Origin of the sequence: Pseudomonas sp. BIGb0164 (genome assembly GCF_024810135.1) — a bacterium.
GTDB lineage: Bacteria > Pseudomonadota > Gammaproteobacteria > Pseudomonadales > Pseudomonadaceae > Aquipseudomonas.
In genome coordinates this window covers 307,324-333,113 of the sequence record NZ_JANUEA010000010.1, presented here as the reverse complement: position 1 = coordinate 333,113, position 25,790 = coordinate 307,324, and the positions used below count along the sequence as shown (strand labels likewise).

Genomic DNA, 25,790 nt, shown 5'->3' with positions numbered 1-25,790 from the left:
CGGCGGCCCCCCAAATCACTGTCGGATTACGGGCACACCGAGCCTAGGCGAGGTGCCGAGTGTTGGGGCAAGAGCGTTTTGCTTACTTTTGCGCTTTTCAAAAGTGAGCCGCTGTAAGAGCGGAACCATAAGCAGCCGTTACGCAAATAACGGATATGTACTCAGCCAACCCCCTCAGCGATGCTGAAACCTGGGCAACGAAGCAATCCGCAATTTAGGCTCCTGCAACCGCGCCAAATCCGCCGCAATCTGCGCCCGCCAAAAATGCGCCCCCGCCAACTGCGCATCCACCCATGCCTGGCGCAACAACACCTTCGCCTTATCCACCGACCCATACTGCGCCTGACGCAACGTCAACTGCGCCTTGATCCGCAGCATCTGCGGCACAAACCAACGCTCCTGGCGGCCCACCGCCAATTGCAGCGTATCCTCCAACACCTCCAACGCCAGCTTCTCCAGCCCCAGGCGCGCCAGGCCTAGCGCATATTCACAGCGCAACAGGCTATAGAGTTGGCTATCCCCCTGGCCCTGCAATTGCTGCAACGCCTCGCCCAGCTGCGGCACACCTTCTTCCGGCGACCCCTGGCGAATCAGCAGAATGCTCTCGAAGCACAACCGGAATTGCCGCCAAATGTGCAGGTCCTGACGCGTGGTGCTGTCTTGCAGCAGGCTCAAATAATGCCGCGCCTTGGGCAGATTAGAAGCCAGCAACGCCAGCGGAATCGCGCCCAGGCACAGGGTGTACCAGAGCGTCGCCGGGTGATCGAGGGAGATGGCTTCATCCACGCAAGTGCCGATCAAACGCAGCGCCGGATCGACGTCACCTTCGAGCAACATCACCTTGGCCTTCAGGCAGCGCGCCGCGATGCGTTGGTCAAAATGCACGTCGATGATGTGCGAACGTGGCGCCGACGGCGAGCCGAGGGCTTCGTCGATGTTCTGCCGTGCGCCCGCCAGGTCGCCCATGTGGAACAGCGCCACGGCGCGCATGCGTTTGCCCAGCAGGTGCTGGTTGCCGCTGCTGTTGAGGGCGATGTAGCGCTCGGCCAGTTCCAGGGCTTCGGTGTATTGGTTGCAGCCGCAGCGGTCGGTCCACAGGCCCCACAAGGCGCGCAGTTTGTGTTCGGCATCGCCGAGATCGCGGGCGTCTTCGCGCACCTGGCGCCAGGCTTCGCGCATGGGGCCGCCGGTGCCGTAAGTGAGCATCAGCACACTGGCCAGGGCCGTCTGCAGCAGCATGCGCTGGCGCTGCGGCAGGGGGGCCACGCTGTTGCTCGCCAGGCCTTTTTCGACCCAGGTGCGGCACTCGCTGACCAGCGACAGGCGCAGCCACAGCGGCACGCCGCCCAGGGTCAGTTCGATGCCCAGGGGCAGGTCGCCGGCCAGCGAGAACGCCCAGTCGAGGGCCGAGCGGATGGTGTTGATTTCGGGCCCGTAGAGGGCCAGCCAGGTTTCCGGCGAGAGGCCGTCGAGGGTCTGTCCGGCTTCCTGCAACACGCCCAAGGCGTAGCGCGCATGGCGCTGGGCGGTGAAGTTGGTTTCGCCGTGCTCGGTGAGTTTTTCCTGGGCGTAGGCGCGGGTGGTTTCCAGCAGGCGGTAGCGCTTGAGCAACTGCGATTCGCCGGCGATCAGCAAGGACTTGTCCATCAGGCTTTCGAGCAGTGGCAAGGCGTTACGCGGGTCGAGGCTGCTACTGGCGGTCATGGCCTTGACCGCGTCGAGGGTGAAGGAGCCTGTGAACACCGCCAGTTGGCGCAGCATCGCCTGTTCGTCGCTGCTGAGCATGGCGTAGGTCCAGTCCAGCGTGGCGCTCAGGGTGCGGTGGCGGGCGAGGGCGGTGCGTCGGGCGGTCATCTGCAGGCGGAAGCTGCCATCGAGCAGCCCGACCAGGTCCTGGATGCCAAAGGTGCGCACCCGGGCGGCGGCGATCTCGATGGCCAGGGCATTGCTGTCGAGCTTGCGGCAGATGGCGCTGACCGCCGCCACGTCGGCGTCGTGGAACACGAAATCGGGGTCGAGGGCACGCACGCGTTCCACGAACAGGCGCACGCCGGACCAGGCCAGGGCTTCGTTGGCACTCAGGCGCGCGTGTTCGTCCGGCACTTGCAGCGGTGCCAGATCGTGCACCCGTTCGCCGTCGGCGCGCAGTGGCTCGCGGCTGGTGGTCAGCACGCAGCAGTGGGGCGCGTGGCGCAGCAGGCTTTCCACGGCAGCGGCGGTGGCGGGCAGCACGTGTTCGCAGTTGTCGAGCACCAGCAGCAAGCGGCGCTCGGCGAGGGTGGCGGTGATGCTGTGCAGTGGGTCGTCGCTGATGGTCTGGATGCCCAGGGCGCTGGCGAGCATGCCGGCCACCCATTGCCCGCTGGTGGCGGGCGCCAGGTCGACGAAGCAGGTGGCCAGGTCGGCGTCGCTGGCCAGTCGCTGCGCCACGGCCATGGCCACGGTGGTCTTGCCGATGCCACCGGGGCCGGTGAGGGTCACGAAACGCTGGCTCACCACCTGGTCGGCGAGGTTGGCGATCAAGCCGTCGCGGCCGATCACTTCGGCGCAAGGCGTCGGCAGGGCGCTTTCTTCGACGCGCACGTAGGGCACCGGCAAGCTGTCTTCACTGGCCGTTTGCAGCGTTACCGGTGCTACAAAACGATAACCCCGGCCCGGCACGGTAACGATGTAGCTGAAGTTGCCATCGTCACCCAAGGCCCGGCGCAGGGCGACGATTTGCGCACGCAGGTTGCATTCCTCCACCACCACCTTGGGCCAGGCAAAGGAGATCAGTTCGGATTTTTCCAGCAGTTCGCCTGCGCGGGTGGCCAGGGCGATCAGCAGGTACAGGGCGCGGCTGCCGAGGGTGACGGGCTCGCCATTGCGCAGCAATACATGCTGGCGTGCCAGTAACAGGAAGGGGCCAAAGCCAATGGCGCTCTCGGCGGCTGCCGGGGCCAGGGGGTCTGCGTCCATACAGGACACTGCGTGGTTCTTGCTCGAGCTCATCAATTCGTCCTTTTTATAGTCGGGCTTGTTATTGGCGATCAGGCCATTCGCCCTTTTGGGTGCAGATGTGCAGCAGCAGTCTTGGAAAGTTGATGTCGATCAAAAAGTCGGAAGGCCGCCCTCCTTTGGGGCATGGTCGTTTTTATAGGCGTTTCACGGATCGTGTTTCAGGGGATGAGACTGTCTCAGAGCTGAAACATTTTATTACCAGAAACACGGATAAAGCAGAATGTATGCCAGTTGGCATGTAACAAAGATGACAACAACCGCATGAAATTTATGGTGATTTTTGCGGTCGTCGAACGCTCGCAAGCGGCTGCGTTCGGAAAGGCGAATATTTCTAATTGTGTCGTTCGGGATGCCGAATAAAACGGCGGTGGTTTGGCGTCTGTTATTTGGCTGTGTATCGAACTGTATCCACGCCCCATCCTGATACACCGGCATGACGTTCTATCGCGTTCGCGACACAGACCGGATACACGCCTGGCTTTAACTCTGTTCACCAGCCGGCGCCGGCGGTCAACCCCCGTCACACGCGCCCTGGCCACACTCAGTCAAGCCAGGAGATACACCGATGAAGCGTCCTTACGCCGCCCTCGCGGCCACCCTTGCCCTGTCCCTCAGCGCCTTCGCCGCCGTGGCCCACGCCGATGAGGCCAAACCCCAAGAGAAGTGCTTTGGCGTGTCCCTCGCCGGGGCCAACGACTGCGCAGCCGGCAAGGGCACCTCGTGCGCCGGCACCGCCACCGCCGACTACCAGGGCAACGCCTGGGTGCTGGTGGACAAAGGCACCTGCACCCAGATCAAGACCCCCAAAGGCTACGGCAGCCTGACGGAGCAGCCATGAGCCGAGCGGCCCCGGCGGTGCTGATCCAGCGCCTGCTGCCCGAAGCGTTGCTGTTGCTGGTGGCGCGGCTGGGGATCGCGGCGGTGTTCTTTCTGTCGGGGCGCACCAAGGTCACGGGTTTCCTGAACCTCAAGCCGTCGACCTACACGCTGTTCCGCTCGGAATACGCCTTGCCGCTGATCCCGCCCGACTGGGCCGCGCACCTGGCGACCTATGCCGAGCACCTGTTCCCGCTGTTGCTGGTGCTGGGCCTGCTGACCCGCCCGGCCGCCGCCGCGCTGCTGGGCATGACCCTGGTGATCGAGGTGTTCGTGTACCCCGACGCCTGGCCGGTGCACCTGACTTGGGCGGGCTTGCTGTTGCCGTTGCTGGCCTACGGCGGCGGTGCCTGGTCCCTCGACCGCCTGATCTCAGGCCAACGTTCCTCACTGTGATGGAGAGTTCCAATGCGTATGCTTTCTTCCCTGGCCATTGCCATGGCCCTGACGGTTCCTATGTTCGCCCAGGCAGCCGATGCCCCACAGCCTGGCGCCGGTAAAAGCGTGGTGATCGTGCCCGGTTCGTTTGTCGACGGTTCCGGCTGGCGCGTGGTGCACGACATCCTGATTCACAAGGGCTACAAGGTCACCGTGGTGCATCAAGGCCACGAAAACCTCGCCGCCGACGTGGCCGAAGCCCGCGAAGTGCTGGAGCAGCAAGTCGGCCCGGTGGTGCTGGTGGGCCACAGTTCCGGTGGCGGGGTGATCTCGATTGCCGGCGACCGCGACAAGGTCAAGGCGCTGGTCTACGTCTCGGCGCTGCAACCGGAAGTGGGCGAGAACATGGCTCAGTTGATCGGCTCCATGCCGTCGCCCAGCGATGACATCAAGCCGAGCCGCGACGGCCACCTGTTCTTCGACCGCACCAAATTCAACGCCGACTTTGCGGCCGACCTGACCACCAACCGCACCGACTTCATGGCCGCCTCCCAAGTGCCGGCCACCACTGCGCTGTTCGGCGGCACCGTGTGGGCTGCGGCCTGGCACAAGAAGCCGACCTACGCCGTGGTGTCCACCGAAGACCGTGCCTTGAGCCCCGACTTGCAACGCTGGATGTACAAGCGCGCCGGTTCCAAGGTCACCGAAATCAAGGCCAGCCACTCGGTGTACATCTCCCAGCCTGAGGCTGTGGCGAAGGTCATCGAAGACGCGGCCTCCGTCATCAAGTAATTCACCCACCCCCCTGGAGAAACACCCATGAACACTGCATTCAAATCCCGCCTGAGCCTCGCTGCCGCTGCTGCAATGATCGCCATGGCCTCCGCCTCGTTCGCCACTGCTGCCAGCGCCGCCGACCAGGCGGAAAAGCCCGGCCGTTGCTACGGCGTCAACACCTGCAAGGGCACCAGCCTGTGCGCCACGGCCAAGAACGATTGCAAGGGCCTCAACAGCTGCAAGGGCGAAGGCGTGATCGTCAAGACCCCGTCCGAATGCCTCAAGGCGGGTGGCACGCTGACTGAACCTAAATAACGCCTCACCCCCTGTGGGAGCGGGCTCTTTTTGTGGCGAGGGAGCTTGCTCCCGCTGACTGCGCAGCAGTCTCCGGCTTTTTCGGGGGCGCTTCGCACCCCAGCGCAAGCAAGCTTGCTCGCCACAACAAGCCCGCCCCACAGTTTTGATGGAGAGCCTCGAATGTCCATATCCAACCCCCACTTTTCCGGCTACGGCCTGGGGCTGCGCAAGGAGCACTATTGCGACTTCCTGGAAACCTCGGTGCCCGTGGATTTCGTCGAAGTGATCTCCGAGAACTTCATGGTCGCAGGCGGCCAGCCCCGCCATATCCTGCGCCAGGTACGCGAGCGTTACCCGGTGGCGCTGCATGGTGTGTCCCTGTCCATCGGCACCGCCGAAGGGCTGGACACCAATTATTTGCAGCGCCTCAAGTCGTTGGTGGACGAGGTGGAACCGCTGTTCGTCTCCGACCACCTGAGCTGGTCGCGCAGTGCGGGTTTCAATGCCCATGACTTGTTGCCCGTGCCCTATACAGATGAGGCCCTCGACCGGGTCTGCGCCAATATCCATCAGGCCCAGGACGTGCTGGGCCGCACGATGCTGTTTGAAAACCCGTCGAGCTACCTGGCGTTCGATGGCGCGTCCATGAGCGAGTGGGAATTCATCGCCGCCATGGCCAAGCGCACGGGGTGTGAACTGCTGCTGGACGTCAACAATGTGTTCGTCAGTGCCAGCAACCACGGTTTTGACGCCCTGGCGTTTCTGGACGGCATCCCCGCCGAGCGCGTGCGCCAGGTGCATTTGGCCGGGCATAGCCAGGGCCGCGAGCTGTTGATCGACAGCCATGACAGCCCGGTGTGCGCCGGGGTCTGGGAACTGTATGCCGAGGCCATGACCCGGCTCGGTCCCGTGGCCACCATGATCGAGCGCGATGATGAGATTCCGCCGCTCACCGAGCTGCTGCGTGAGTTGTCGAGGGCACGGGCGTTGGGAGCGCAGCGATGAACCTGGCGGAACTGCAACAGGTCTTCAGCCACTGGTTGGTGAGCGCGTCAGATGAGTCTGCGCAGTTGCTCGGCAATAACGCTGCAGGCCTGGCGGTGTACCAGAACAACTACCGCGCCCAGTTGGTGGGCTGCCTGGAACAAGCGTTTCCCCACCTGCGCCGGTGGGTCGGCGAGGAGGCGTTCCTGGCGGCGAGCATCACCCATATCGACAGCCACCCGCCCCATGCCTGGACCCTGGATGCTTACCCGGAAGGTTTCTACGCCACCTTGAAAGACGTGTTCCCGCGCAACCCTGATGTGCATGAACTGGCCTGGATCGAATCGGCCCTGAATGAGGCGTTCGTGGCCGCCGACGCCGAGCCACTTGCCCCGCAGGTGTTGGCCGAGCTGGATTGGGACGCGGCCGTGCTGAGCCTGACGCCGTCCCTGCGTTGCCACGGGCTGACGACCAATGCCGAGGCGATCTGGTCGGCGCTGTGGCAGGAAACGCAGGCGCCCGAGGCGGTGATGCTGGAACGGGCAGGCGGCGTGTTGGTGTGGCGTCGCCAATTCACCTCGCGCCTGCGCCAGGTGGATGCGCTGGAACTGGCGGCGCTGCAACAGGTGCAGATCGACGGCAGTTTTGCCGGGCTGTGCGAGTTCTTGGTGGAACGCCTGGGCGAAGAGGCCGGCGTGATGCGCGCAGGCGAATACCTGGCCACGTGGCTGGGCAGTGAATTGATTGTGGGGGTGAGGGATGTTTGATCGTCGAGGTTTTATGTTGCTGGCGGCGGTAGCGGTGTGTGCGCCGGCGTTTGCCGTGCAAACGGTCAGCACCGATGAACAGGAAATTCGCTACGAGCGTTTCGGGCCGGAAGAGGGGCACGCGATTATTTTGCTGGCGGCCGACACCCAGGTGTTTGCCGCCGTCACTGGGCCTTTGGCGGCCCAAGGGTTTCGGGTGATCGTGCCGTACTTGCGCGACAGTGACGACGGGACACTGGGCCAGGATGTGCTGGAACTGATGAACGCCCTGCATATCCCCGAGGCCGTCCTGGCGGGCGTGGAGCAGGGCGCGCGGGTGGCGGCCAAGGCGGCCACGTTGAAGCCCACCCGCTGCGTGGGGCTGGTCACGCTGAACACGCCACCCCAGCCCGGGTTTGCCGAGGCGGTGGCGCTGATGGCGAAGACCGGGCATTGGCGAACATGAAAATATTGACAGCCAGGCAATAGGCCACTGAAAAAAATCCCGTCTGCCCTTACTCTAGAGGCCTTCGTCACCTGTGTGGATTGTTCATGTCTTCTGTCGCCGATGGGTTGCCCTCCAATAAACGCTTGCCGGCCGTGATCGCCCTGTCTTTGGGGATCGGCATGGCAACCCTGGACACGGCGATCGTCAACACGGCGCTGCCAACGCTGGCCGAGGGCATCGGCACCGATTCGGCCTCGGTGATCTGGGTGGTCAATGCCTACCAGCTGGCGATTATCGCCACAGTGCTGCCGTTTGCGTCCTTGAGTGATGTGCTGGGGCACCGTCGGGTGTACCTCGGCGGGTTGTTGCTGTTTATCGTGTCGTCGCTGTTTTGCGGGCTGGCCGGCTCGCTGCTGACCCTCACCGCCGCACGGGTGGCGCAAGGTCTGGGCGCGGCGGCGTTGATGAGCGTCAACACCGCGCTGCTGCGGCACATTTATCCCTCGAAAATGCTGGGGCGCGGCCTGGGCTACAACTCGCTGGTGGTGGGGTTGGCGTTCACGTTGGGGCCGACCGCTGCGTCGGCGATTCTGTCGGTGGCGACCTGGCACTGGTTGTACCTGATCAACGTGCCGCTGGGCCTGCTCGCATTGGGCCTGGGCCTGCGCTCATTGCCGGTGCTGCCATTGACCGGCCACGCGTTCGACCGCTTCGCCGCCGTGTTGTGTGCCGGGTTGTTTGCCTTGCTGGTGTTGGGCCTGGGCACGGCGGTGCATGGTGCGCAGGGCGCCTTGACCCTGGGTTTGATAGCGGTGGCGCTGGTGTGTGGCGTGTTGTTGCTGCGTCGTGAGGCGGGGCACCCGGCGCCGATGTTGGCGGTGGACCTGTTCAAGCGTCCGGTGTTTGCCCTGTCGTCCCTCACGGCGATCTGCGCATTCAGTGCCCAGGGCCTGGCGTTTGTCTCGCTGCCATTTTTGTTGCAGGCAGTGCTGGGTCATAGCCAGGTGGAAACCGGTTTCCTGATGACGCCCTGGCCGGCGGTGGTGGCGGTGATGGCTCTGGTGGCAGGGCGCCTGGCGGACCGGGTGTCCCTCGGCGTGCTGTGCGGCATCGGCCTGTTGATGCTCAGCGTGGGCATGGCTGCACTGGCGACCCTGGGCAGTGGCGCGTCGGCGTTTGATATCGGCTGGCGCATGGCGTTGTGCGGTGCCGGTTTCGGGTTCTTCCAGTCACCCAACCTCAAGGCGATCATGACCAGCGCACCCTTAGTCCGCAGCGGCGGGGCCAGCGGCATCGTGGCGATTTCACGGTTGCTGGGGCAAACGTTGGGGGCGTCGCTGGTGGCGTTCTGTTTCCATTTGTCCCTGGGCAGTGGACCGCAATACGCGCTGTGGCTGGGCTGCGGGTTTGCGCTGGTGGGCGCGGTGGCGAGCCTCTTGCGCTTGTTGCCGTATGACAAAAAGGCGTGATTGAGCGTTGTAAAACACCGTTCGGGAAGGCTACCGTGGCGACCTGAATATTTCGGGATGTTTCAGATTTATGTCCAGCCTGGCCCAACGCACTGCTGATGTGTCTTCCCGCCGCGCCGCGCTGACCCTGGCTTTATGCTTGCCCAGTGACGTGTTGCTCTACCTGCTGCTGCCCATGGAATCCCAGGCGTTCGGCATCACCCTGGCCCAGGCCGGGGTGCTGCTGGCGGCCAACCGCCTGGTGCGGATTTTCGGCTACCGGCATGTCCTCAACTTTTATGCACGCAACGGTGACCGCCTCACCTGCATGATCGCCGCAGGTGCCGCGACCGTGTGTGCCCTGGGCAACTCGATGCTATCGGGATTCGCGGCACTGCTCTGCCTGCGCCTGATCTGGGGCCTGTGTTTTGCCGCGTTGAACCTGTCGACCCAAGTACTGGCCACCTCCGAACCCGCAGGCGCGGCGCGGAGGGCAGGGCGCTCGCGGGCCATGATCGCGCTGGGGCCGATGCTCGCGCTGCCCTTGGGCGGCTGGCTGACACTGTGGGCGGGGCCGCGTCCGATCTTTCTGATTCTGGCCGGTTGTTGTCTGCTGGGCTTATGGGCGGCCCACGGCCTGCCGCGCACCGGGCATGATCTGCACAGTACCGGGCGGCGCTTCAAATGGCCGGACAGCGTGGCGACCTGGTCGTTTATCGAAGGCGTGGCGCTGGATGGGCTGTTCATTTTTGGCCTGTCGATCCAGGCGCAGAAAATTCTGGGTGGCAACGCGGTGCTGATCGCCGGTGGCCTGATGGCCCTGCGGTATGCCTCGGAAATGCTCCTGAGCCCCCTCGGTGGCCGGGCGGCCCAGCGCTTTGGCGCCACTTCGATGCTGTTGCTGTTTTCGTTCCTGAGTGCCCTGGCCCTGACCGCGTTTGGCAGCTACTGGGTGATCGTCGGCGCGGCGGCGGTGCTGGTGCTGCGCGCCCTGCAATTGCCGCTGGTGACCACGCTAGTGGCCGAGCGCAACCCGGGTTCGATGCGCGTTTCTGCCCTGGCGTCCAACGCGGTGTGGCGCGACGTGGGCGCGGGGCTCGGGCCGCTGCTGGCCGGTTTGTTGCTGCCGGTGGCGTCGGCCCCCTGGGTATTCGGCGTGGCAGGCGCCGCGATCGCACTGAGCGCGGTGTTCTGCTGGCGGGCAAAAGTTTCCCACTGACGATGTGAGGTTGTGTGTGTCCCTTCAAGAAAATTTCGTAAGCGTGCTGGATGAGGCGTATCGACACTGGACCGGCCAGGGACTGCCGGCCCCCGAACACCTGGACCCGCACCAACGCCTGGCCTGGCTGCACGCCGAGGCCCCCTACAGCCTGCTGGCCCACGACGGCGCCGCCGATCCGCTGTTTACCTACGTCAACGCCTGCGCGCTGAGCTGCTTCAAGTACCCGCGTGAAGACTTCATCGGCATGCCGTCGCGCTTCAGCGCCTCGGAACTCGACCGCGCCGCACGCCAGGTGCTGCTGGAACAGGTCACCGCCCACGGCATTGCCGACGGCTACAGCGGCTGGCGGGTGGACGCGCAGGGTGAGCCGTTCATGATCCACGCCGGGGTGGTGTGGACGTTGCTCGATAACGCCGGCCAACCCTGCGGACAGGCCGCGCTGTTCTGGCCGGATGAACAACGTATCGGCGTGTTGGCCTAAGCGCTTTTAAAGCGTTCCAGCCAAGCGGGGTCGAACCGGGTTTGCTCGGTGTCGATCCCCAGCGCCTGCAGCTTCGCCTTGTGCGCTTCAAGCTCGCCCACCAGTTGCGCCTGGGCGCTGGAATTGGCATCCAGCGCATGCATCTGCGTCAGCCCCAGGTGATAGAAACGCAGCACCTTGAGGGCGGTCGGGTCGTTGGCTTGTACGCCCTCGGTGACCCGGTGCATCACGTTGGTGATGCTCATCAGGCTGCGCTTGAGTTGCCAGCCATACAACGCCGGCGCCAGCCACGGCTGGTTCCACAGCGGGCCACGCACCAGCGCGACGGTGACCAGCACGCCCGCAAACACACCCCCCACGTTGAAGCGGAAGTTGTCACCCCCAGGCTCCCCAAACAGCATCACCGCTAGGCTCGACAGCAGCATGGCCAGGGCCACGAACACCGCGGCGATGATCAGCGTGCTGCGGCGGGTGAGTTGGCGGTAAGTGACGGGGTCGCAAGGTTTGAGTTCGAACATCCGGTTCAGCTCTCCAAGAGGGGCAGGGCGGCATCTTCTCATGCTTACGCAAAAGAGTTGAACGATGGTTCCCGGGGCTTTCTCTAAAACGCTGTAGGCCACCCACTTGAAAGGTGAACCGTCATGCCCGAATACAAACAGCCGCCGCCTGGTACACCCAACCCTGACCGCACACCCGGCGAAGAGGAGCGCGACAACGATGCGTTACGCCCCAATGACCCGGCGGAGCGTCAGGACAACGACGTGGAACAGGTAGAAGAAGACCTGGAAAACCTTCACGACAAGGCCCGCCCCTTGTAACGAGAGTGGGGTGTGAGTCTGCCTTGGAAGCGGTCGACTCATACCCCGTCGTTGACTTTACGTTGCGAGACAGCCATACCTGTTTTTTCAGGCTGGCGAAGGTTGATCTGGCAATGGTGCAAGTGGATGCAGACCTGATTACCGATTGGCAAACCTTCCACAGTGTTTTCGCCGAGACGTTCGGATTTCCGGATTTTTACGGTCGCAACATGGATGCTTGGGTGGATTGTCTTTGTTACCTGGATGACCCTGGCGCAGAAATGTCTTCTGTTCACGTTCAAAGCGGACAAACGCTTTTGTTGGTCATCGAAAATGCCCAGGGCTTCAAACGCCGCTGTCCTGAACAGTTTGAGGCGTTGGTGGAGTGTGCGGGATTTGTGAATTGGCGAATGGTGGTCGCGGGCGGGGCTCCGCTGTTGGCGCTTGCTTTTAATGTTTGAGTGTTCACATGGAGCTGACGCACTTTGAATGTGCTTTTCATCTGCAGCAAAAACCGCCTACGCAGTCCGACCGCCGAACAGTTGTTTGCGGATTGGTCAGGTATTGAGACGGCATCTGCTGGCGTCAGTAACGATGCAGATGTGCCTGTAAGCCAAGAGCTTTTGGCATGGGCCGAGCTGATTTTTGTGATGGAGCCGATCCATCGTAAAAAACTGACGGCTCGCTTTGCCTCGGAGTTGAAGGGTAAGCGTATTGTCTGTCTGCATGTTCCTGATGATTACGAATACATGGCACCGGCTTTGATCAAGCTGCTCGAGGGGAGAGTGGGGCGTTATTTTTCCATGTGATGTTATGTCTGCTTCCGGCCATAAGCGGACGTTCAACAAGGCCGCAAACAGCCAAAAGCGGCAACTCCAAGCTTCTACGAAACTAGAGGCGACTCACTCTGCCTTCCGTAACCGGGTGCGATTGTAATAAGGTAGTGGCTTAATGCCTGTATGTTTGGTACGTTTCGTTTTCTAAGAGCGATAACCTGCTGAGGTTGTGATGGAAAAGGACTTGGTTGCTGATTTCGATGCAAAAAGGGAAGTTTATAATTCGTTTGCAAAAACGGTTTCCGATCTTTTGGAAAGGTTACTGCTAGCAAAAAAAACCTCGTATCACTCTATCTCTTTTAGATGTAAGGCACGAGAAAGCCTTGAGCGAAAAGTAGATGCTAAGCAGCGTTATAACGCGCTTGAAGAAATTACAGACTTAGCAGGCGCCAGGATAATCACACATTTCTCAGATGATGTAGATGTAGTGGCCTCAATGGTGGAAAGCGAGTTTAAAATCGATAGGGCCAACTCTATCGACAAACGCGCATCGTTAGATCCTGATAGGTTCGGTTATTTGTCTCTGCATTACGTAGTGTCGTTAAAGCGTGAGCGGGAAAAACTTCAAGAATATTCTGCTTTTAAAGGAATGAAGATTGAAATTCAGATACGTTCGATTTTGCAGCATACTTGGGCAGAAATAGAACACGACATAGGATATAAAAGCTCAGTTGAGGTTCCTCGAGCCACAAGACGAAAATTTTCTCGAATGGCTGGTCTGTTGGAACTGGCTGATCAAGAGTTTGTATCTATAAGGTCAGAGCTACAAAAATATGAGAAGTCTGTAAAATTGGAAATCCTTAAGAATCCAGAAAAAGTTGCGCTTGATAAAATTACGTATCTAGACTTTATCTGCTCTGATGAGAAATGTGTCTCAATGGATTCCGAAATTGCTAGCGCGTGTAATTTTAAGTTTTTTGAAGAGCCAAAAAATGTCGCTAAACAGTTGGATGGGCTCCTGTTTTTCGGCTTGAGAACTATTGAGCAGCTCAAAAAATCTTTGGTTGAAAATGAGCGCGAAATAATGCGCCGCGCCGCGGACGTTACTGCTCAGATAGGTACAGGTGATAAGCCTAGGTTTGTATCAAGAGGGATTTCTATCTTTTATCTTTCGCATGTTTTGGCTGCGAAGAGCAAAGATCCTGAAGTGATTGAAGCGTTCTTTGCCGCACGCGGGATAGGCGGTGCTAAATTCAAAGAGTACCTTCTTGAGTTCGCGCGATGAGTTAGTTTTTTCAGCCGCATATTTCTGCTCGTAGAACTCCCTGCACCATTGCTTATAAATATTTAAAACGGACAGATTGGTTTTTATACCACTGTCCGCTTTTGGCCGAAAGCCGCCGATCGCCAACGGCAGATATCGGGCAAGAAGCGGTCATTTTTACCCCTTAGGCGTTGACCTGTGGGGTGTGATAGCAGAAGCTTGAAAAATACCAACTTTAGAGTGTTCCCCATGAGAGAGATTATTGAGGCAAAATCTGTAGATGATCTCGAAAAAATTGGCAGCGTTGAATTTTTGCGCTCTCAATTGGACGAGGCAGTAGCGCCATTAAAGGTCAGCGCCAATTCGTATAACGAAATATTCGACTTAATTAAAGCCCTTAAACAGAAATGGCTGCCTTTCTCCGATCAAGTTTTCACAAGTGAAAGACAACAGGTTATTTACTACCTGGTTGATCATGATGGCGAACAGCGAAATGATTTACTCGGCATTACGGATGAAATGTATGAAGATCCCGATGCCGCAAAAAAATGGTTTAGGAAGCTTGCTCAAACCATACGCGCCGATATTAATATGGATGCCAGATCAGTAAAGGCTTTTCAAGTACTTCAGGATATCCGCAGCAATCTTGTAGATGATGAAGCGTTCGGAGGGGGTGATGAGTGAAAAAACTGAAGGGACTCAGATCCGTGTGACCTCATTGAAGTCGACTCCACTAAAATTTCCTAACCCTGGTGAATTTGTGGATAGGGAGCATGCTGAGGCGGTGCGCAAGGCCATTCAGCAGCATGGAGTTTACGATGAGAAAGGAAAAACTGCGCTTGGGACTCCGGCTTTACATACTGTACTGGGTACAGATCCTACAGGTGCGAAAAAGTTTTACAATAAACTCCCGGATAAAGATAAGTTCAAGATTGGCGGCGACCGGTTTGTGAGAACGCCCGCGTTAAGTCGTGAGATTAACGAACGCATCGAGAAGTCCTTTGATGCAGTAAAAAATGAGCAACTAATCGAAAGTGATCGATGCTTAGGGGCACTTAGGGATAACCCAGACTCTAGGACCCGACGTCTTTTGAATGAAAGTGCAAATAGATCCGGACAAAGAGCCCTAAAAAAACAAAAAATAGCCCGCGATGGTATTAGTGCTTGCCAAAAAACTGGTGAGCCGCTTGAGCCGGATGCGCAGGCGCACCACATAGTTAGAAGGGCTGATGACCCTGACTTGGCGTTAAATCTTGATAATATTGAGATTGTTAACAAGGCTGCGCATGCTGAACATCATAAGCAAGAAAAAAATATTGAATATGAGTGAGTGCTGAGGGCTCAAAATATTAGAGTATCTAATTTCTGCCGAATTAATATCCTTGAGTAGTAGTAATTTCGATATTCATCGGCTGGATTCGGACCACCAAAAGCGGATCGTCATAAAAGGTCTGCTTAGGGTCGAATGCAGCCAATTGCAACTCCAGCTTTCGACCCATCGCGCACGCTCGATCTAGGTGCTCAGACTCTCCTGATACCACTGACAAGATCGCGCCCTATGCGTGATCCTCAGTGATATAGGAAACACATCTATCACTGGCATCCTTGTGCACCCAAAGGTGTCCACCAGTATGCGTCCGACCAGTTCTCCTTCCAAACGCCAGCATTAAGGACCACGGTGCCTGCGTATATTTACGCGGGCGCGATAGCCCTTAATGTCAGGACTTCCATGCTTCAACGAAGCGCTTACTCAAAACCCTTCAAGGCCCAGGGTGTTCTGGAATGTCTCAACCGGGAGCAGACCTTTCCAGCATCGCCATCGGCCACGGCATCAACGCCAACGTGATACGTAAGTGGCCGCAGCGTCTCCTGGTCTTACCTCTTGAAAACTTAGCTGGGATGACGCTCACGTAGGGCTTGATCCAAAAACAAGGCAGCATTTTTTACCGCCTGCATCCCTTCCGGCAAGATGGCTGCGAACATGTGCCAGACGTGAAACATCCCCGGCCAGACTTCCAATGACACACGTACTCGGTTTTCTCCCAGATGGATAGCGAGCCGCATGGCGTCGCTGAGCATCACTTCGTTTTCACCTATTTGCACCAGGATGGGTGGCAAGCCCCTGACGTCCGCGAAGACAGGTGATGCATCGGGATCATTGGGCAGCGCGCCGTTGAGAAACGCTTTGGCCAGCAACGTAAGGCCCAGGCGTGATGCTTGCGGATCCAGGCCGTCACGGTTGTCGATGGATGCACCCGTGTGCTCCAGATTTGCCCAAGGGGACAAGGCGGCTCCACCCGCTGGCAACGGCAAGCCTGCGTTGCGGGCCTTGACCATCACCGATACCACCATTGCACCTCCAGCGGAGTCGCCGCAGAACACGATGGACTTGGGATCGTGGCCTTGGTCGAGCAGCCATCGATAGGACGCCAGTGTGTCATCGATGGGCGCCGGGAATGGATGTTCAGGCGCCAGGCGATAGTCCGGCAGAAAGACGTTGGCGCCGAGTCGTTTTGCGAAGTGCCCAGCCAGACCCAGATAGCCAGTCGGGCTGCCGCCCACATAACCCCCGCCATGGATGTAGAGCAGAATCCGATTGCCCTCACGTTCATCGGGCACCACAACCTTGCCGGGTACACCGCCCATATCGACGTCATGCCAGGTTACGCCCGCGGGAACCGGGTGCGTGGACAACACCCGTTCGTAAGCTTTGCGTTGCTCATCAAGGGTCGTGTTCGTTTCCTGTCCTAGCAGAAAGGGCCCAAAGTCAGCCGCAGATGCAACCCAGGCGTCGAGACGGGCCTGAACAAGGGGGGAGAAGGGCATGGGTAGTTCCTCACATGAGATGCCGATGCAATGCATCAGGATTGGCGATTGTGGTTCCAGTGTATTCTTCTCATTGACGAACAGATTTCCCCTCTGTGGTGCCGCTTGGAGTTGCGTGTGAGTCGTTTGAATCTAGATGAAATGAGCGCGTTCATGGCCGTGGTCGAGACGGGAAGCTTCGTTGCGGGTGGCCGTTCGCTCGGGCTGACACGCTCGGCAGCCGGTAAGGCAATTACTCGCCTTGAAGCCCATCTTGGTGTGCGGCTCCTCAATCGCACGACGAGGAACATGAGCGTCACGGATGACGGTCAATTGTTCTACCAGCACTGCATTCAGATCTTCAGCCAGTTGGAAGAAGCTCAAGACAGTGTGGGGCAGAAGGCAGGTGCACCAAGAGGTAATCTGCGCATCAGTCTGCCTGATGCACTTGGCCGGTTGTTGGTACTTCCCTTGCTGGCCGAGTATCAACGGCTGTGGCCCGATGTTCAGGTCGATGCAAGCTTTTCGGATAGGGTGGTGGACATCATTGACGAAGGCTTCGATCTAGCGGTGCGCATTGGCAACCATGCAACCGATTCCAGCCTTGTCTCTCGCACGGTGGCCCATCATCGCGCAGTCATTTGTGCCGCTCCCGCTTACGTCCAGGCGTATGGCGCTCCTCAAACGGCGGATGATCTTCTGCATCATCAATGCCTGGTGTTCAGCAGCCGCATGAAGCGCCAACCTTGGCGATTGCAAGAAGCAAGCGGCGAGTGGCTGAAGGTCAGTCCGAACAGTCGGCTAAGGCTGGACAGCGCAGAGGCCATTCGAGATGCGGCTCTTCTGGGCCTGGGTCTCGCTTACCTGCCGGCGTTCCTGGCGGCTGACTACCTTGAGAATGGCCGCCTGAAGCAGTTGCTTCAGGCGTATGGCACCGAAGAGGTGCCCGTTCAAGCCATCTATCCCAGCAAGCGTCATTTACCCCCGAAGGTTCGGGGCTTCATTGACTTGATGGTTGAACGCTGGAAATGCTGAATTTCAAGGCAGATGCCGGAGGGCTGAGCAAGTGATCCAGCACTCAACCGACTCATCCTTTCGCAGCAAACCGCCACGCCTTGGGTGCGAGCCCCGTCTCCCGCTTGAAAGCATGGCTGAAGGCGCTTTCGGATGCGTACCCCAGCGCCTGCGCAACCGTACCGATAGGCTCGTTGCCCTCACGTAGCGCGCGCTCAGCCAGCCGCATCCGCCAATGCGTGAGGTACGCGATTGGCGTCATCCCCGCCACGGTGCGAAAGTGGTGTGCAAACGTCGTTCGTGACATGGCGCATGCGCGTGCCAGGTCTTCCAGGTGCCACGAGCGGGCAGGATCGCCGTGCATCAGTTGCAGGGCCGGTGCAAGACGGGCATTGCCAAGCACGGCCAGCCATCCCGCCAGCGGTGAACCGTTGGTTTCCAGGTGAGCGCGCAGGATCTGGATGAACAGCAGTTGAGCCAAGTGAGCGGATGCCAACTGCGCGCCTGGCTTTGGGGTTAGCCGTTCTTGCACCAGTTGATCAAGCAGCCCGCGAAAAGAAGCGGCCTCAGGCGCCGCCGCTGGCACGTGAATCCACGGCGGCAGGACCTGTCTCAACAGCCTCCCACTGACAGGGTCGAGGAGTACGTGACCCCCAATGTGGGCGAAATCGTCGCCCTCACCAATGGGCACGTGGGATTTGCCCGGGCCCGAAAACACACGCATTGCATCGGTGGGTTCGACCTCCGGATCACTGGCGAGTACGAAAGCGCGTTTGGCACTGAGTAGCCCCACATCACCCGTGCGGAACAACATCGGGCTTTCGTCGCCTTCGAACGTGACCCAGCAACTGCCTTTGATGACCGCAAAGAATTTGATGTTGTCCGGAGCGGGAAAACGCAGCGCCCAGCGCCCGCCTGCGGTAAAACCGCCTGTCACCAGCGATTCGGCGCGGGCGAGTTTGAGGATGTCGGAAAAAGGATCGTTGTGCATTTCCGTACTATCGCGCAAGCCTGGCGTACGATCAAATATTCAGAATCCGGTAGCAGGCCGGTAGCCTTTCCTGACGATCAATCCGGTGAGGAAGGCAGGCATGAGTGAACACAGTGTATTGGTAACCGGTGGCACAGGTTTTATAGCCCAATACTGCATCATCACACTGCTGGAGAAGGGCTTTAAGGTTCGTACGACTGTGCGCGATCTGGCGCGCGAAGCTGAAGTGCGCAGGCATCTGAAACAACGCAATGTCGACCCGGGGAGCGACCTGTCGTTTGTGGTCGCCGACTTGATGTCCGATGACGGTTGGAAAGAGGCTGTCGCCGGTTGTCGCTACGTGATTCACGGTGCATCGCCTACACCGTCAGGCAACCAGGTGACTGAAGCGGACTGGGTCAATCCAGCCATTGAAGGAAACTTGCGTGTACTGCGCGCCGCGAGCGAGGCGGGAGTCAAGCGTGTTGTCCTCACCTCGGCGTTCGGTGCGGTTGGCGTCGGCCATTCAGTTGACTACCGCCGCCCGTTTGATGAGACCGACTGGAGTGATGTCAGCGGCGATGTCTGGGCGTATCAGAAATCAAAAACGCTGGCGGAGCGCGCGGCCTGGGAATTCAACCAGAGTGCGCAAGGGCAAGGTCTTGAACTGGCGGCAATCAACCCGGTCGCGGTGCTGGGCCCGGTATTGGGCGCAACCTATTCTCACTCCACCCGGATCATCAAAGACATGCTGGAAGGACAGCCTGGCTGCCCGAACATCAATTCGTGTTTTGTGGATGTCAGGGATGTGGCCGAGTTGCACCTGCTGGCCATGACGCATCCGGCCGCTAACGGCGAACGTTTCCTGGCCAGTTCGGGCGACAGCTTGCCGATGGTGCAGGTGGCACGCACGCTGCGCGATCATCTGGGTGAGGCTGCCAGGAATGTTTCCACTCAGGAACTGAGCGATGACAACATTCGTGCCGCTGCCAAAACGAATCCGATGATGCTGGGCATGGTCAAGCTGTTGGGCGTCGATATGAGCGTCACGGCGGCCAAGGCCATGACACTGTTGGGCTGGGCACCTCGTAGCCCGGAAGACGCCATTGTTGCAACGGCCAGGAGTTTTATCGAACTCGGCTTGATTGAACCTCGCTGAGGTGAGGCGTGCGGGTGTTTGATGGCTGGCAACCGCGCGCTTCGGGTCGAAAGCAGCCTGATGTGAGGGGCTGCTTTTGACCGAACGCTGGCAGTTCGAATGTCGCTTGATTCGGTGGGAATTCACTGTAAAAAGGCTGCGGATGTTTCACCAATCACTTGCTTCAAAAAGGTCACAGGGAATGAGATCAGTAGAACACAGTCCTCCAGCGTTCACGCGTATTCCGCTGGCCGCCATCGGTGTCGGGCTGGGTCTCGCCGTTGCCGTCTACACCACGGGAAAAGGCCCGTTCTTTCTTGAGAACTTTGCCTCCTCCTGGTTACCCCAAGCGGCCGTGCTGTGCATCGCGCTGCTGTGCAAGGCGTCACGGGAGTCGCTGGGGGGAATGGCTGTGGCCATGGCGCTGTACTTGTTTCTTTTTCACCTGTGGGTCACAGACGCCATGGGTTGGCTTTTTTACTTGTTCAGCTTTCCCGGCATCCTGATCGGCGCGTTGCTTGGGGTTGTTTTCAGCCCCTCGCGCAAGGTGTTCAAGGCGCTGGTGGCGTTTGCGTGGGTGGTGACTGGGATAGGGGGGAATTTGGCGGTGCTCGCTGTGATGGTCACGTAAGCGTCCTCGGTGGTCACTCGCGAATTTCCCTCAATCCCTTGAATGCAGGCGAGCCAGCTTATGATTTTGAACCCCGTCATTACCGCTCATTTGGTCGCTGAAGCCAGGGAGCTTTTAGCGTCACCGCGTTGGCAATATCCAGACACTCCCGGGGCGGCGCAAATAGTGGAGTTGAGTGAGCGCCTGTGTTCTCCAATGATGTACAGAGCTTTTCAACGTTGCGTTGGGCTTCTCGCTCCAGGCGTCGGCTCGACTGGATGCGGTTGAGATATCCATAGACACAGATCTTCAACAGGACCTCAGGGTGGTAAGCAGGTCGGCCCGTATCAGCAGGAATAGCACCGTCGAAACCCAAATTGACCAGGTCGAGCTCGTCGACGAAGACGTCGGCTATACGTACCGGGTTGGTATCGTTGACGTAGTCATCGAAGCTTTCGGGAAGTAAGGTGCCTTGACCTCTATGCTCCCCTTGAATAAAGCGCTTCACGAGACGATCCTCTTCTGGAATTCGAATGTTGGATGCTGCTGTGAAGATAGTGAAATCTACCCGTTTTGACGATGTCGACCATGATTTAGGGTATGAGTACCGTGGTCATAATTACAGCGTGCAGAGCGATGGGGACATATTCCTGATCAGAACTTACGACGACGAACCAGGGTGTGCGACTGTCGTAAGTCCGACCACGGCGCATGCCAAGGGCAACCTTAGACAGCTCGTCACTTTCTTGCAGGCGGAGTTTGGGGTCTCTAGGATCTGCCTCTACAAGGCGGATTTGGGGCGTTACGCTGAGATCAACCTTGAAACGTTGGCATTCCTTCCCATTTGAGTTCGGCGGCGACAGCGCGGTTAGTGTTTTTACACACTATGGGCCGTTAGCTGCCCTCTAGGGGGGCGGAATCGACCCAAAACCGCCTTCCAGAACGGGAAGCTAATGACCAATACAGACCTAAGCGACAAATTTCGCCGCCTGGCTCCTAACTTGCAGTCACGATAAGTCGCGCGCACCTCGGGAAAAGATGTTCACCAATGTGCCATCTGGGTCGCGCAACAGCGCCGAGGTATTACCCCAAGGCATCAGTGTGATCGGCATTACGACTTCTGCGTTTGCCTTTTCTGCGAGCATCAAGGCCGCCTCCACGTCGTCGACTTCGAACTCCAGGATAGCGGAGCGATTTGCCGCCGCCGAGGCAAGCCCATTGTTAAAAAGCCGGATCAAGCGTTCTTCGCTGATTGCCAAAACGATGCCATTGAAATGAATTTCGGCGAATCCCTCAGCGAGATGCTTAGGCTCAATGGCGCAGAGTGTTTTGTAGAAGTCGACGACGCGTTTGAAGTTTTGGGTGACGATACGTACGGAGGCAAAGTTCATGAGCAGACCTGGCGAGAGGGAGAAATCTCACCTTAAAGCCAACCCGTGTCAGTTTCTGACAGTATCGTTATGCCCCTTGCCGGCATCGAGCGACGCCATTCTTCAAGCAACGCCTGTTTGCTTTGAGGGTAGCGATCCGTTGAGAGCACCACTTGATTGATGCGATCAGTACGAAAATTGCGGAAAGCCCCTCTCAGTTCGCACCAGCACATTAACACCTGCACCCGCTCGAAGTATGCGAGTGCAAACGGCCAGACTGTGCGTTGGGAGACTGCTCCAGCCGCAGTCTGGTAGCTCAGTTCCAGCTTGCGTTCAAGCCGGACGCTCTCCCTTAGAAGGCCCGAGTGAGCTGTGGCATCTGTCGATGTTTGTCCCATGCCAGCAAACAGCGTGGAGACCTCCAATTCGCGCCGCAGGGGCGGTGGCAAAACCGCCGATATTTTTGTCAGCATCGCCTGCGCACCTTGCGTCAGCTCGCTGTCTCGGCGCTCCATTACCAGCCGCATCCCAAGAACCAGCGCTTCCAATTCGACGGAGCCGAACATCAGTGGAGGCAGCATGAAGCCGGGTTTCATGATGTAGCCGACGCCGACACCCCCTTCGATTGCCGCGCCCTGTGCCTTCAGGCTGGCAATGTCGCGATAGAGTGTGCGAACGCCGATGCCGAGTTCGTCAGCTAGCGTTTGCCCGCTGACGGCATGCCGGTAGCGTCGCAGGATTTGCAGGAGATTGAGGAGGCGTTCAGATCTGGACATGCCGGAAGAATATTGAATATTCAAACCGCGCGCTATTTTCAGGTGCCACCGGAATAGGTGGCGTTGTCAGGTTGAGAGGCTACTCGCTAGTTTGAACGTCTACTGCTGGCCGTTTTCTGCCCTTTGGGAGAGGCAGACAGCGGACTTCAAACGCCGCTTAGCCTCGACCAGCATTTGGGGCGCTGCGGTCTTCTGGTTCAGAAAAGTAGCGACCTCCAGGTCTGAAAGCTCGTCAAGCCGCGTATTCCAGGCGTCTCGGCATCGCTCTTGTAACGAAGTTTCGGCCACGCCTTTCCAGGGGCCAATGAGGCTGCTGACGGTCGTCGATTGGGTCATGTAAGTCGATTTCTCTTGGTCGGTTACAGGAGGCACTACCACCACTTCCACCAGGCCTTCTGAACAATCACCTCAGGCTCCATCGAAGCCCTCTCAGAACTTGCGATCTTCATCGGTGTGACCTCCATACCATCGAGGCAACCCAGGCCCAGCGGTGGGCTTTCTACGCGTAGGAAACCCATGATTTCTGCCGAAGCCACCCCATGCGGCAACGACGACGGCGCTCTGTCCCGCCTCAATACCTGTATCCCATTCTCCGGGGCATGCAGACTACTCACATCGCAGCCTTCAACGCCCTCCAGCAGCAGCGGCTGGACCGTGACTGTCCCAGGCTCATAAGTGATTTCCAGATCACCGCATACACAACGCAGCCTTTGCAGTTCACCCTTCGACGAGAGGCACACAAAATCCAGCCCGTCGTCATCGGTGCAAACGCTGAAAATCTCTAATTGAAGGCTTTTACTGAGCGCCAGGTTCAGGTTCAAGAACGCTCTCTTGAACGTGTTGGCTAGCCGGGCACTCTCAAGCAGGTTGTATACCCGCGACAACGCTGCCAGTTCTTCAGGCAGCTCAAGCGGTACATCCTTGATGGGCGGCATGGACGTAAAAGGCCATTTGCGTTCTGCGCCTGCCTTGTACGTATCCAGGTAGAACGACGTGGTGTTTTCATCCCTGTGCAACGACCAGCCAATGCTCTTCGGTAACGCGGAAAGTGGTTCCAGCGCCGGCATCACGTTCATCGCGTGAGCCACGACAAGGTGTCCCATGGTTTAGATCCTTCTGGTACAGGACTGAATCGGCGAGTGGCTCGAAACGGGCAGGCACAGCGTAGGCAGAAAACATCCAGGCTGCCAGAGCCGGCTCACAACCTCCCCACACGCGGCACCTCAAGGTCGAGCAACAGCTCTTCGGTGGCGCGACCGAACTGCTCAGTCAAAAAATCCAGCAGCACCCGCACCCGGGGAGCCCGGTAGCGGTTGCCGTGCAACACCGCGTACACGCCGGCCTCACGTACACAAAACTCCGGCAACAGAACTTTCAGCCTTCCGGCACGGATATCGGCTGCGGCGTCCCAAATGGTCTTGCGGGCGATGCCGTGCCCGGCCAGCGCCCAGGCGCGTGCGAGTGCGCCATCGTTGGTTTCCCAGGCCTGGCTCATGGGCACGGTGTGGTTCCATTCCTGGCCGTCCACCGTGAAGTGAAAGGTGTTCAAGGGGCCTGCGGACGTTACCAGCACAATGAATTTGTGCTGATCCAGGTCGGCGGGTGTTTGAGGTTCGCCGTATCGCGCCAGGTAATCGGGCGAGGCGCAGAGTACCCGCCAATTGGGCGCCAGTTGCTTGGCGATCATCGAGCTGTCCTGGGGCTGGCCAAACCGGATGGCCAGGTCGACATCATCCTGCACCAGGTTCGACACCGAATCCGACAAGGTCAGTGCCACGCACAACTGCGGATGCAACGTGCTGAATGCCTCCAGCCAGTCGTTCAAAAGGTGGCGGCCAAAATCAGCCGACGCGGATATCCGCACCTTGCCGCGCACCTCTGTTTGACTGGCCTGAAGCCCGGCTTCGGCCTCATCGATCGCCCGCAACGCAACCCAGCACTGCTGCAAGTAAAACCGGCCTTCTTCCGTGAGGCGCAGCTGGCGCGTGGTGCGATCAAACAACTTGGTGCGCAACGCCGCCTCCAGCTTGATAAGCCGCGCGCTGGCCGCAGCAGGGGACAGCGCCAGTTTGCGCCCCGCAGCCGACAAACTGCCGAGTGCCGCCGCCTCGACAAACAAACGCATATCACCCAATCGGTCAGTGGCCATATTCAATTCAGTTTTGATAATTCATCAAAGAGTAGGCCAATTATCAAAACCAATGCAATTCCCCACACTGGCGCTTCCTATCCCGTTGAGCACAGGTCATGAACGGCGAATCGCAACTTGAAAATAACGCTTTAACCCCATCCGGCGAGAGCGAACATCGCACCACCGCACGCCTGCCACTGGCGGCCCTGCTGGCCCTGACACTGGGCAGCTTCATCGCCACCGCCAACGAAACCGTCCCCGCAGGGCTGCTGCCACAAATCGCCGAGGCATTCGGCGTGTCGCAAGCCTGGGCGGGCCAGTTGGTGACCCTGTGCGCACTCGGCTCCGGGTTGGCGGCCATTCCGTTGACCCTCGCACTGCAGGGCTGGAGCCGGCGTTTGGTGCTGCTGCTGGCCGTCGCGCTGTTTGTTGTGTGCAACGCGGTGACGGCCCTGTCGCCCTGGTTCTCCTTGACGCTGGCTGCCCGCTTCTTCGTCGGCATCGCCACCGGCCTGGCCTGGAGCCTGCTGGCCGGCTACGCCAGACGCCTGGTCGCTCCGGCATTGCACGGCCGCGCCATGGCACTGGCCATGCTCGGCATCCCACTGGCCCTGGCCCTCGGCGTACCGCTGGGCGCCTGGCTCGGCCAGCTCCTGGGCTGGCGTTGGGTGTTCGGCACGCTCTCCGGGCTGAGCCTGCTATTGATGGCCTGGACCTGCCTCAACGTGCCCGACTACCCAGGCCAGCGCCCCGACCGACGCCTGCCGCTGCGCACCGTCCTGCTGACCCCAGGTGTGCGGCCGGTGCTGGCGGTGGTCATGCTCTGGATACTGGCGCACTACACGCTCTACACCTACATCGCCGCGTTCCTGGCCTCCGTCGGGATGGCTGATCAGGTGGAGCAGGGGCTCTTTGCGTTCGGCGTGGCGGCGTTGGTTGGGCTATGGATCACGGGCGTGCTGATTGATGGCAGGGTTCGGCGCCTGATGTTGCTGAGCCTTACCGCCTTTACCTGCGTTGCGTTTGCCTTTGGGGTGGGGGGGCTGTCTGTCAGTGCGATGTATGTTGGCATTGTGCTGTGGGGCATGAGTTTTGGTGGTGCGCCGACCTTGTTGCAAACCGCGTTGGCGGATGTTGCCGGGGAGGGAGGGGATATTGCGCAATCGATGTTGGTGACGGTTTTTAACCTGGCGTTTGCGGGGAGTGGGGTAGTGGGTGGGGTGATGTTGGCGACGTGGGGCGCGGGGGGGATTCCGTGGGTGGTGTTGGGGGTGTTGGTGTTGGGGGGGCTGGTTGTTTGGGTGGGGAGGGGGGAGGTGTTTGGGGGAAGGAGATTAGTGGTGGATTGAATTATTGCTCTGCGGGAGGCTGTTATTGATCCAATGTTGCCGATCGTGGGAGCCCGCTAACGATAAGGAAGGGCAGTGGACACTATGATGGCAAATGGATATCTTCCTATGCCTACTTTCGAACCAAAAGGGC

At 59.2% G+C, this 25,790-nt stretch carries 29 protein-coding genes and 1 pseudogene; 21 read left to right on the top strand and 9 right to left on the bottom strand.

Translation table 11 applies throughout. The features are described 5' to 3' along the window. Positions 1 to 174 precede the first annotated feature (174 nt). The gene (locus M2394_RS25565; protein WP_178922628.1) at positions 175 to 2,991 is read right to left on the bottom strand and encodes a winged helix-turn-helix domain-containing protein; all 2,817 of its coding nucleotides are present in this window, start codon (positions 2,989 to 2,991) and stop codon (positions 175 to 177) included. A gap of 574 nt (positions 2,992 to 3,565) precedes the next feature. On the opposite strand from M2394_RS25565, the gene M2394_RS25560 reads away from it, so the two are divergent. The 10 genes from M2394_RS25560 (at position 3,566) to M2394_RS25515 (ending at position 10,657) form a co-directional block, all read left to right on the top strand. Beyond that, positions 3,566 to 3,838, top strand: coding sequence for a DUF2282 domain-containing protein (locus tag M2394_RS25560; RefSeq protein WP_178922626.1), 273 nt, complete (start codon positions 3,566 to 3,568; stop codon positions 3,836 to 3,838). Continuing rightward, positions 3,835 to 4,272, top strand: a complete 438-nt coding sequence (locus M2394_RS25555) for a DoxX family protein (protein WP_259175039.1) — start codon at positions 3,835 to 3,837, stop codon at positions 4,270 to 4,272. Before M2394_RS25560 ends, M2394_RS25555 begins: the two co-directional genes overlap by 4 nt. Before the next feature lie 12 nt (positions 4,273 to 4,284). Then, the gene (locus tag M2394_RS25550; protein ID WP_176995413.1) at positions 4,285 to 5,046 is read left to right on the top strand and encodes an alpha/beta fold hydrolase; all 762 of its coding nucleotides are present in this window, start codon (positions 4,285 to 4,287) and stop codon (positions 5,044 to 5,046) included. Between the two features lie 27 nt (positions 5,047 to 5,073). Next, the gene (locus tag M2394_RS25545) at positions 5,074 to 5,346 is read left to right on the top strand and encodes a hypothetical protein (RefSeq protein WP_259175038.1); all 273 of its coding nucleotides are present in this window, start codon (positions 5,074 to 5,076) and stop codon (positions 5,344 to 5,346) included. A gap of 162 nt (positions 5,347 to 5,508) precedes the next feature. Beyond that, complete coding sequence (locus tag M2394_RS25540) at positions 5,509 to 6,333, top strand: DUF692 domain-containing protein (RefSeq protein ID WP_259175037.1); 825 nt, start codon at positions 5,509 to 5,511, stop codon at positions 6,331 to 6,333. Further along, positions 6,330 to 7,079 carry a DNA-binding domain-containing protein gene (locus M2394_RS25535; protein WP_259175036.1) on the top strand — a complete coding sequence of 250 codons (750 nt, stop codon included), beginning with the start codon at positions 6,330 to 6,332 and terminating at the stop codon, positions 7,077 to 7,079. Before M2394_RS25540 ends, M2394_RS25535 begins: the two co-directional genes overlap by 4 nt. Continuing rightward, on the top strand, positions 7,072 to 7,524 hold the full coding sequence (locus M2394_RS25530; protein ID WP_259175035.1) for an alpha/beta fold hydrolase: 453 nt from the start codon (positions 7,072 to 7,074) through the stop codon (positions 7,522 to 7,524). Before M2394_RS25535 ends, M2394_RS25530 begins: the two co-directional genes overlap by 8 nt. 86 nt (positions 7,525 to 7,610) lie before the next feature. Then, on the top strand, positions 7,611 to 8,975 hold the full coding sequence (locus tag M2394_RS25525) for an MFS transporter (RefSeq protein ID WP_259175034.1): 1,365 nt from the start codon (positions 7,611 to 7,613) through the stop codon (positions 8,973 to 8,975). A gap of 70 nt (positions 8,976 to 9,045) precedes the next feature. Beyond that, positions 9,046 to 10,173 carry an MFS transporter gene (locus M2394_RS25520; RefSeq protein WP_259175033.1) on the top strand — a complete coding sequence of 376 codons (1,128 nt, stop codon included), beginning with the start codon at positions 9,046 to 9,048 and terminating at the stop codon, positions 10,171 to 10,173. A 16-nt stretch (positions 10,174 to 10,189) separates the two neighbouring features. Then, on the top strand, positions 10,190 to 10,657 hold the full coding sequence (locus tag M2394_RS25515; protein ID WP_259175032.1) for an MEKHLA domain-containing protein: 468 nt from the start codon (positions 10,190 to 10,192) through the stop codon (positions 10,655 to 10,657). On the opposite strand, the gene M2394_RS25510 is transcribed toward M2394_RS25515, so the two are convergent. Further along, positions 10,654 to 11,175 (bottom strand): DUF3087 domain-containing protein, encoded by a 522-nt coding sequence (locus tag M2394_RS25510; RefSeq protein ID WP_259175031.1) that lies wholly within the window; start codon positions 11,173 to 11,175, stop codon positions 10,654 to 10,656. The two genes, M2394_RS25515 and M2394_RS25510, sit on opposite strands and share 4 nt — an antisense overlap. A 123-nt stretch (positions 11,176 to 11,298) precedes the next feature. Between M2394_RS25510 and M2394_RS25505 the strand changes: the two genes are divergently transcribed. From M2394_RS25505 to M2394_RS25480, 6 genes are all read left to right on the top strand, one after another. Beyond that, positions 11,299 to 11,475, top strand: coding sequence for a hypothetical protein (locus M2394_RS25505; RefSeq protein WP_176995421.1), 177 nt, complete (start codon positions 11,299 to 11,301; stop codon positions 11,473 to 11,475). Positions 11,476 to 11,498: 23 nt separating this feature from the next. Next, the gene (locus tag M2394_RS25500; protein WP_259175030.1) at positions 11,499 to 11,915 is read left to right on the top strand and encodes a barstar family protein; all 417 of its coding nucleotides are present in this window, start codon (positions 11,499 to 11,501) and stop codon (positions 11,913 to 11,915) included. Between the two features lie 24 nt (positions 11,916 to 11,939). Continuing rightward, positions 11,940 to 12,263, top strand: a complete 324-nt coding sequence (locus M2394_RS25495) for a low molecular weight protein tyrosine phosphatase family protein (RefSeq protein WP_259175029.1) — start codon at positions 11,940 to 11,942, stop codon at positions 12,261 to 12,263. Positions 12,264 to 12,462: 199 nt separating this feature from the next. Next, on the top strand, positions 12,463 to 13,515 hold the full coding sequence (locus M2394_RS25490) for a GTP pyrophosphokinase family protein (RefSeq protein WP_259175028.1): 1,053 nt from the start codon (positions 12,463 to 12,465) through the stop codon (positions 13,513 to 13,515). Between the two features lie 228 nt (positions 13,516 to 13,743). Next, the gene (locus M2394_RS25485; RefSeq protein ID WP_259175027.1) at positions 13,744 to 14,178 is read left to right on the top strand and encodes a hypothetical protein; all 435 of its coding nucleotides are present in this window, start codon (positions 13,744 to 13,746) and stop codon (positions 14,176 to 14,178) included. Next, the gene (locus M2394_RS25480; protein WP_259175026.1) at positions 14,171 to 14,824 is read left to right on the top strand and encodes a hypothetical protein; all 654 of its coding nucleotides are present in this window, start codon (positions 14,171 to 14,173) and stop codon (positions 14,822 to 14,824) included. Before M2394_RS25485 ends, M2394_RS25480 begins: the two co-directional genes overlap by 8 nt. 560 nt (positions 14,825 to 15,384) lie before the next feature. Here M2394_RS25480 and M2394_RS25475 read toward each other — a convergent pair. Further along, complete coding sequence (locus M2394_RS25475; RefSeq protein ID WP_259175025.1) at positions 15,385 to 16,320, bottom strand: alpha/beta hydrolase; 936 nt, start codon at positions 16,318 to 16,320, stop codon at positions 15,385 to 15,387. A gap of 117 nt (positions 16,321 to 16,437) precedes the next feature. Between M2394_RS25475 and M2394_RS25470 the strand changes: the two genes are divergently transcribed. Further along, on the top strand, positions 16,438 to 17,334 hold the full coding sequence (locus M2394_RS25470) for a LysR family transcriptional regulator (protein WP_259175024.1): 897 nt from the start codon (positions 16,438 to 16,440) through the stop codon (positions 17,332 to 17,334). Between the two features lie 52 nt (positions 17,335 to 17,386). Here the strand turns inward: M2394_RS25470 and M2394_RS25465 are convergent, their stop codons facing one another. Continuing rightward, the gene (locus tag M2394_RS25465) at positions 17,387 to 18,304 is read right to left on the bottom strand and encodes an AraC family transcriptional regulator (protein WP_259175023.1); all 918 of its coding nucleotides are present in this window, start codon (positions 18,302 to 18,304) and stop codon (positions 17,387 to 17,389) included. A 100-nt stretch (positions 18,305 to 18,404) separates the two neighbouring features. On the opposite strand from M2394_RS25465, the gene M2394_RS25460 reads away from it, so the two are divergent. After that, positions 18,405 to 19,442, top strand: coding sequence for an aldehyde reductase (locus tag M2394_RS25460; protein ID WP_259175022.1), 1,038 nt, complete (start codon positions 18,405 to 18,407; stop codon positions 19,440 to 19,442). Positions 19,443 to 19,518: 76 nt separating this feature from the next. After that, positions 19,519 to 20,052, top strand: coding sequence for a hypothetical protein (locus M2394_RS25455; RefSeq protein ID WP_259175021.1), 534 nt, complete (start codon positions 19,519 to 19,521; stop codon positions 20,050 to 20,052). Positions 20,053 to 20,263: 211 nt separating this feature from the next. On the opposite strand, the pseudogene M2394_RS25450 reads toward M2394_RS25455, so the two are convergent. Then, a pseudogene (locus M2394_RS25450) lies at positions 20,264 to 20,539 on the bottom strand (transposase); the annotation flags it as partial. 25 nt (positions 20,540 to 20,564) lie between these two features. Here M2394_RS25450 and M2394_RS25445 point away from each other — a divergent pair. After that, complete coding sequence (locus M2394_RS25445; protein WP_259175020.1) at positions 20,565 to 20,879, top strand: hypothetical protein; 315 nt, start codon at positions 20,565 to 20,567, stop codon at positions 20,877 to 20,879. A gap of 159 nt (positions 20,880 to 21,038) precedes the next feature. Here the strand turns inward: M2394_RS25445 and M2394_RS25440 are convergent, their stop codons facing one another. The 4 genes from M2394_RS25440 to M2394_RS25425 form a co-directional block, all read right to left on the bottom strand. Further along, on the bottom strand, positions 21,039 to 21,422 hold the full coding sequence (locus M2394_RS25440) for a VOC family protein (protein ID WP_178922591.1): 384 nt from the start codon (positions 21,420 to 21,422) through the stop codon (positions 21,039 to 21,041). Positions 21,423 to 21,454: 32 nt separating this feature from the next. Continuing rightward, positions 21,455 to 22,201: a YafY family protein gene (locus M2394_RS25435; protein ID WP_256732883.1), complete on the bottom strand. Its 747-nt coding sequence runs from the start codon at positions 22,199 to 22,201 to the stop codon at positions 21,455 to 21,457. A 347-nt stretch (positions 22,202 to 22,548) separates the two neighbouring features. After that, positions 22,549 to 23,280 carry a hypothetical protein gene (locus tag M2394_RS25430; protein ID WP_259175018.1) on the bottom strand — a complete coding sequence of 244 codons (732 nt, stop codon included), beginning with the start codon at positions 23,278 to 23,280 and terminating at the stop codon, positions 22,549 to 22,551. A 95-nt stretch (positions 23,281 to 23,375) separates the two neighbouring features. Next, the gene (locus M2394_RS25425) at positions 23,376 to 24,326 is read right to left on the bottom strand and encodes a LysR family transcriptional regulator (RefSeq protein WP_178922584.1); all 951 of its coding nucleotides are present in this window, start codon (positions 24,324 to 24,326) and stop codon (positions 23,376 to 23,378) included. 98 nt (positions 24,327 to 24,424) lie between these two features. On the opposite strand from M2394_RS25425, the gene M2394_RS25420 reads away from it, so the two are divergent. Then, a complete protein-coding gene (locus tag M2394_RS25420) occupies positions 24,425 to 25,657 on the top strand; it encodes an MFS transporter (RefSeq protein ID WP_259175017.1) in 1,233 nt (410 codons plus the stop codon). Positions 25,658 to 25,790: the final 133 nt, after the last annotated feature.

What these genes read in the sequence shown, in the direction of transcription:
- M2394_RS25565 (WP_178922628.1), bottom strand. Translation starts at nt 2,991, where the DNA reads ATGAGCTCGAGCAAGAACCACGCAGTGTCCTGTATGGACGCAGACCCC.
- M2394_RS25560 (WP_178922626.1), top strand. Translation starts at nt 3,566, where the DNA reads ATGAAGCGTCCTTACGCCGCCCTCGCGGCCACCCTTGCCCTGTCCCTC.
- M2394_RS25555 (WP_259175039.1), top strand. Translation starts at nt 3,835, where the DNA reads ATGAGCCGAGCGGCCCCGGCGGTGCTGATCCAGCGCCTGCTGCCCGAA.
- M2394_RS25550 (WP_176995413.1), top strand. Translation starts at nt 4,285, where the DNA reads ATGCGTATGCTTTCTTCCCTGGCCATTGCCATGGCCCTGACGGTTCCT.
- M2394_RS25545 (WP_259175038.1), top strand. Translation starts at nt 5,074, where the DNA reads ATGAACACTGCATTCAAATCCCGCCTGAGCCTCGCTGCCGCTGCTGCA.
- M2394_RS25540 (WP_259175037.1), top strand. Translation starts at nt 5,509, where the DNA reads ATGTCCATATCCAACCCCCACTTTTCCGGCTACGGCCTGGGGCTGCGC.
- M2394_RS25535 (WP_259175036.1), top strand. Translation starts at nt 6,330, where the DNA reads ATGAACCTGGCGGAACTGCAACAGGTCTTCAGCCACTGGTTGGTGAGC.
- M2394_RS25530 (WP_259175035.1), top strand. Translation starts at nt 7,072, where the DNA reads ATGTTTGATCGTCGAGGTTTTATGTTGCTGGCGGCGGTAGCGGTGTGT.
- M2394_RS25525 (WP_259175034.1), top strand. Translation starts at nt 7,611, where the DNA reads ATGTCTTCTGTCGCCGATGGGTTGCCCTCCAATAAACGCTTGCCGGCC.
- M2394_RS25520 (WP_259175033.1), top strand. Translation starts at nt 9,046, where the DNA reads ATGTCCAGCCTGGCCCAACGCACTGCTGATGTGTCTTCCCGCCGCGCC.
- M2394_RS25510 (WP_259175031.1), bottom strand. Translation starts at nt 11,175, where the DNA reads ATGTTCGAACTCAAACCTTGCGACCCCGTCACTTACCGCCAACTCACC.
- M2394_RS25505 (WP_176995421.1), top strand. Translation starts at nt 11,299, where the DNA reads ATGCCCGAATACAAACAGCCGCCGCCTGGTACACCCAACCCTGACCGC.
- M2394_RS25490 (WP_259175028.1), top strand. Translation starts at nt 12,463, where the DNA reads ATGGAAAAGGACTTGGTTGCTGATTTCGATGCAAAAAGGGAAGTTTAT.
- M2394_RS25485 (WP_259175027.1), top strand. Translation starts at nt 13,744, where the DNA reads ATGAGAGAGATTATTGAGGCAAAATCTGTAGATGATCTCGAAAAAATT.
- M2394_RS25480 (WP_259175026.1), top strand. Translation starts at nt 14,171, where the DNA reads ATGAGTGAAAAAACTGAAGGGACTCAGATCCGTGTGACCTCATTGAAG.
- M2394_RS25475 (WP_259175025.1), bottom strand. Translation starts at nt 16,320, where the DNA reads ATGCCCTTCTCCCCCCTTGTTCAGGCCCGTCTCGACGCCTGGGTTGCA.
- M2394_RS25465 (WP_259175023.1), bottom strand. Translation starts at nt 18,304, where the DNA reads ATGCACAACGATCCTTTTTCCGACATCCTCAAACTCGCCCGCGCCGAA.
- M2394_RS25460 (WP_259175022.1), top strand. Translation starts at nt 18,405, where the DNA reads ATGAGTGAACACAGTGTATTGGTAACCGGTGGCACAGGTTTTATAGCC.
- M2394_RS25445 (WP_259175020.1), top strand. Translation starts at nt 20,565, where the DNA reads ATGTTGGATGCTGCTGTGAAGATAGTGAAATCTACCCGTTTTGACGAT.
- M2394_RS25440 (WP_178922591.1), bottom strand. Translation starts at nt 21,422, where the DNA reads ATGAACTTTGCCTCCGTACGTATCGTCACCCAAAACTTCAAACGCGTC.
- M2394_RS25430 (WP_259175018.1), bottom strand. Translation starts at nt 23,280, where the DNA reads ATGGGACACCTTGTCGTGGCTCACGCGATGAACGTGATGCCGGCGCTG.
- M2394_RS25425 (WP_178922584.1), bottom strand. Translation starts at nt 24,326, where the DNA reads ATGGCCACTGACCGATTGGGTGATATGCGTTTGTTTGTCGAGGCGGCG.
- M2394_RS25420 (WP_259175017.1), top strand. Translation starts at nt 24,425, where the DNA reads ATGAACGGCGAATCGCAACTTGAAAATAACGCTTTAACCCCATCCGGC.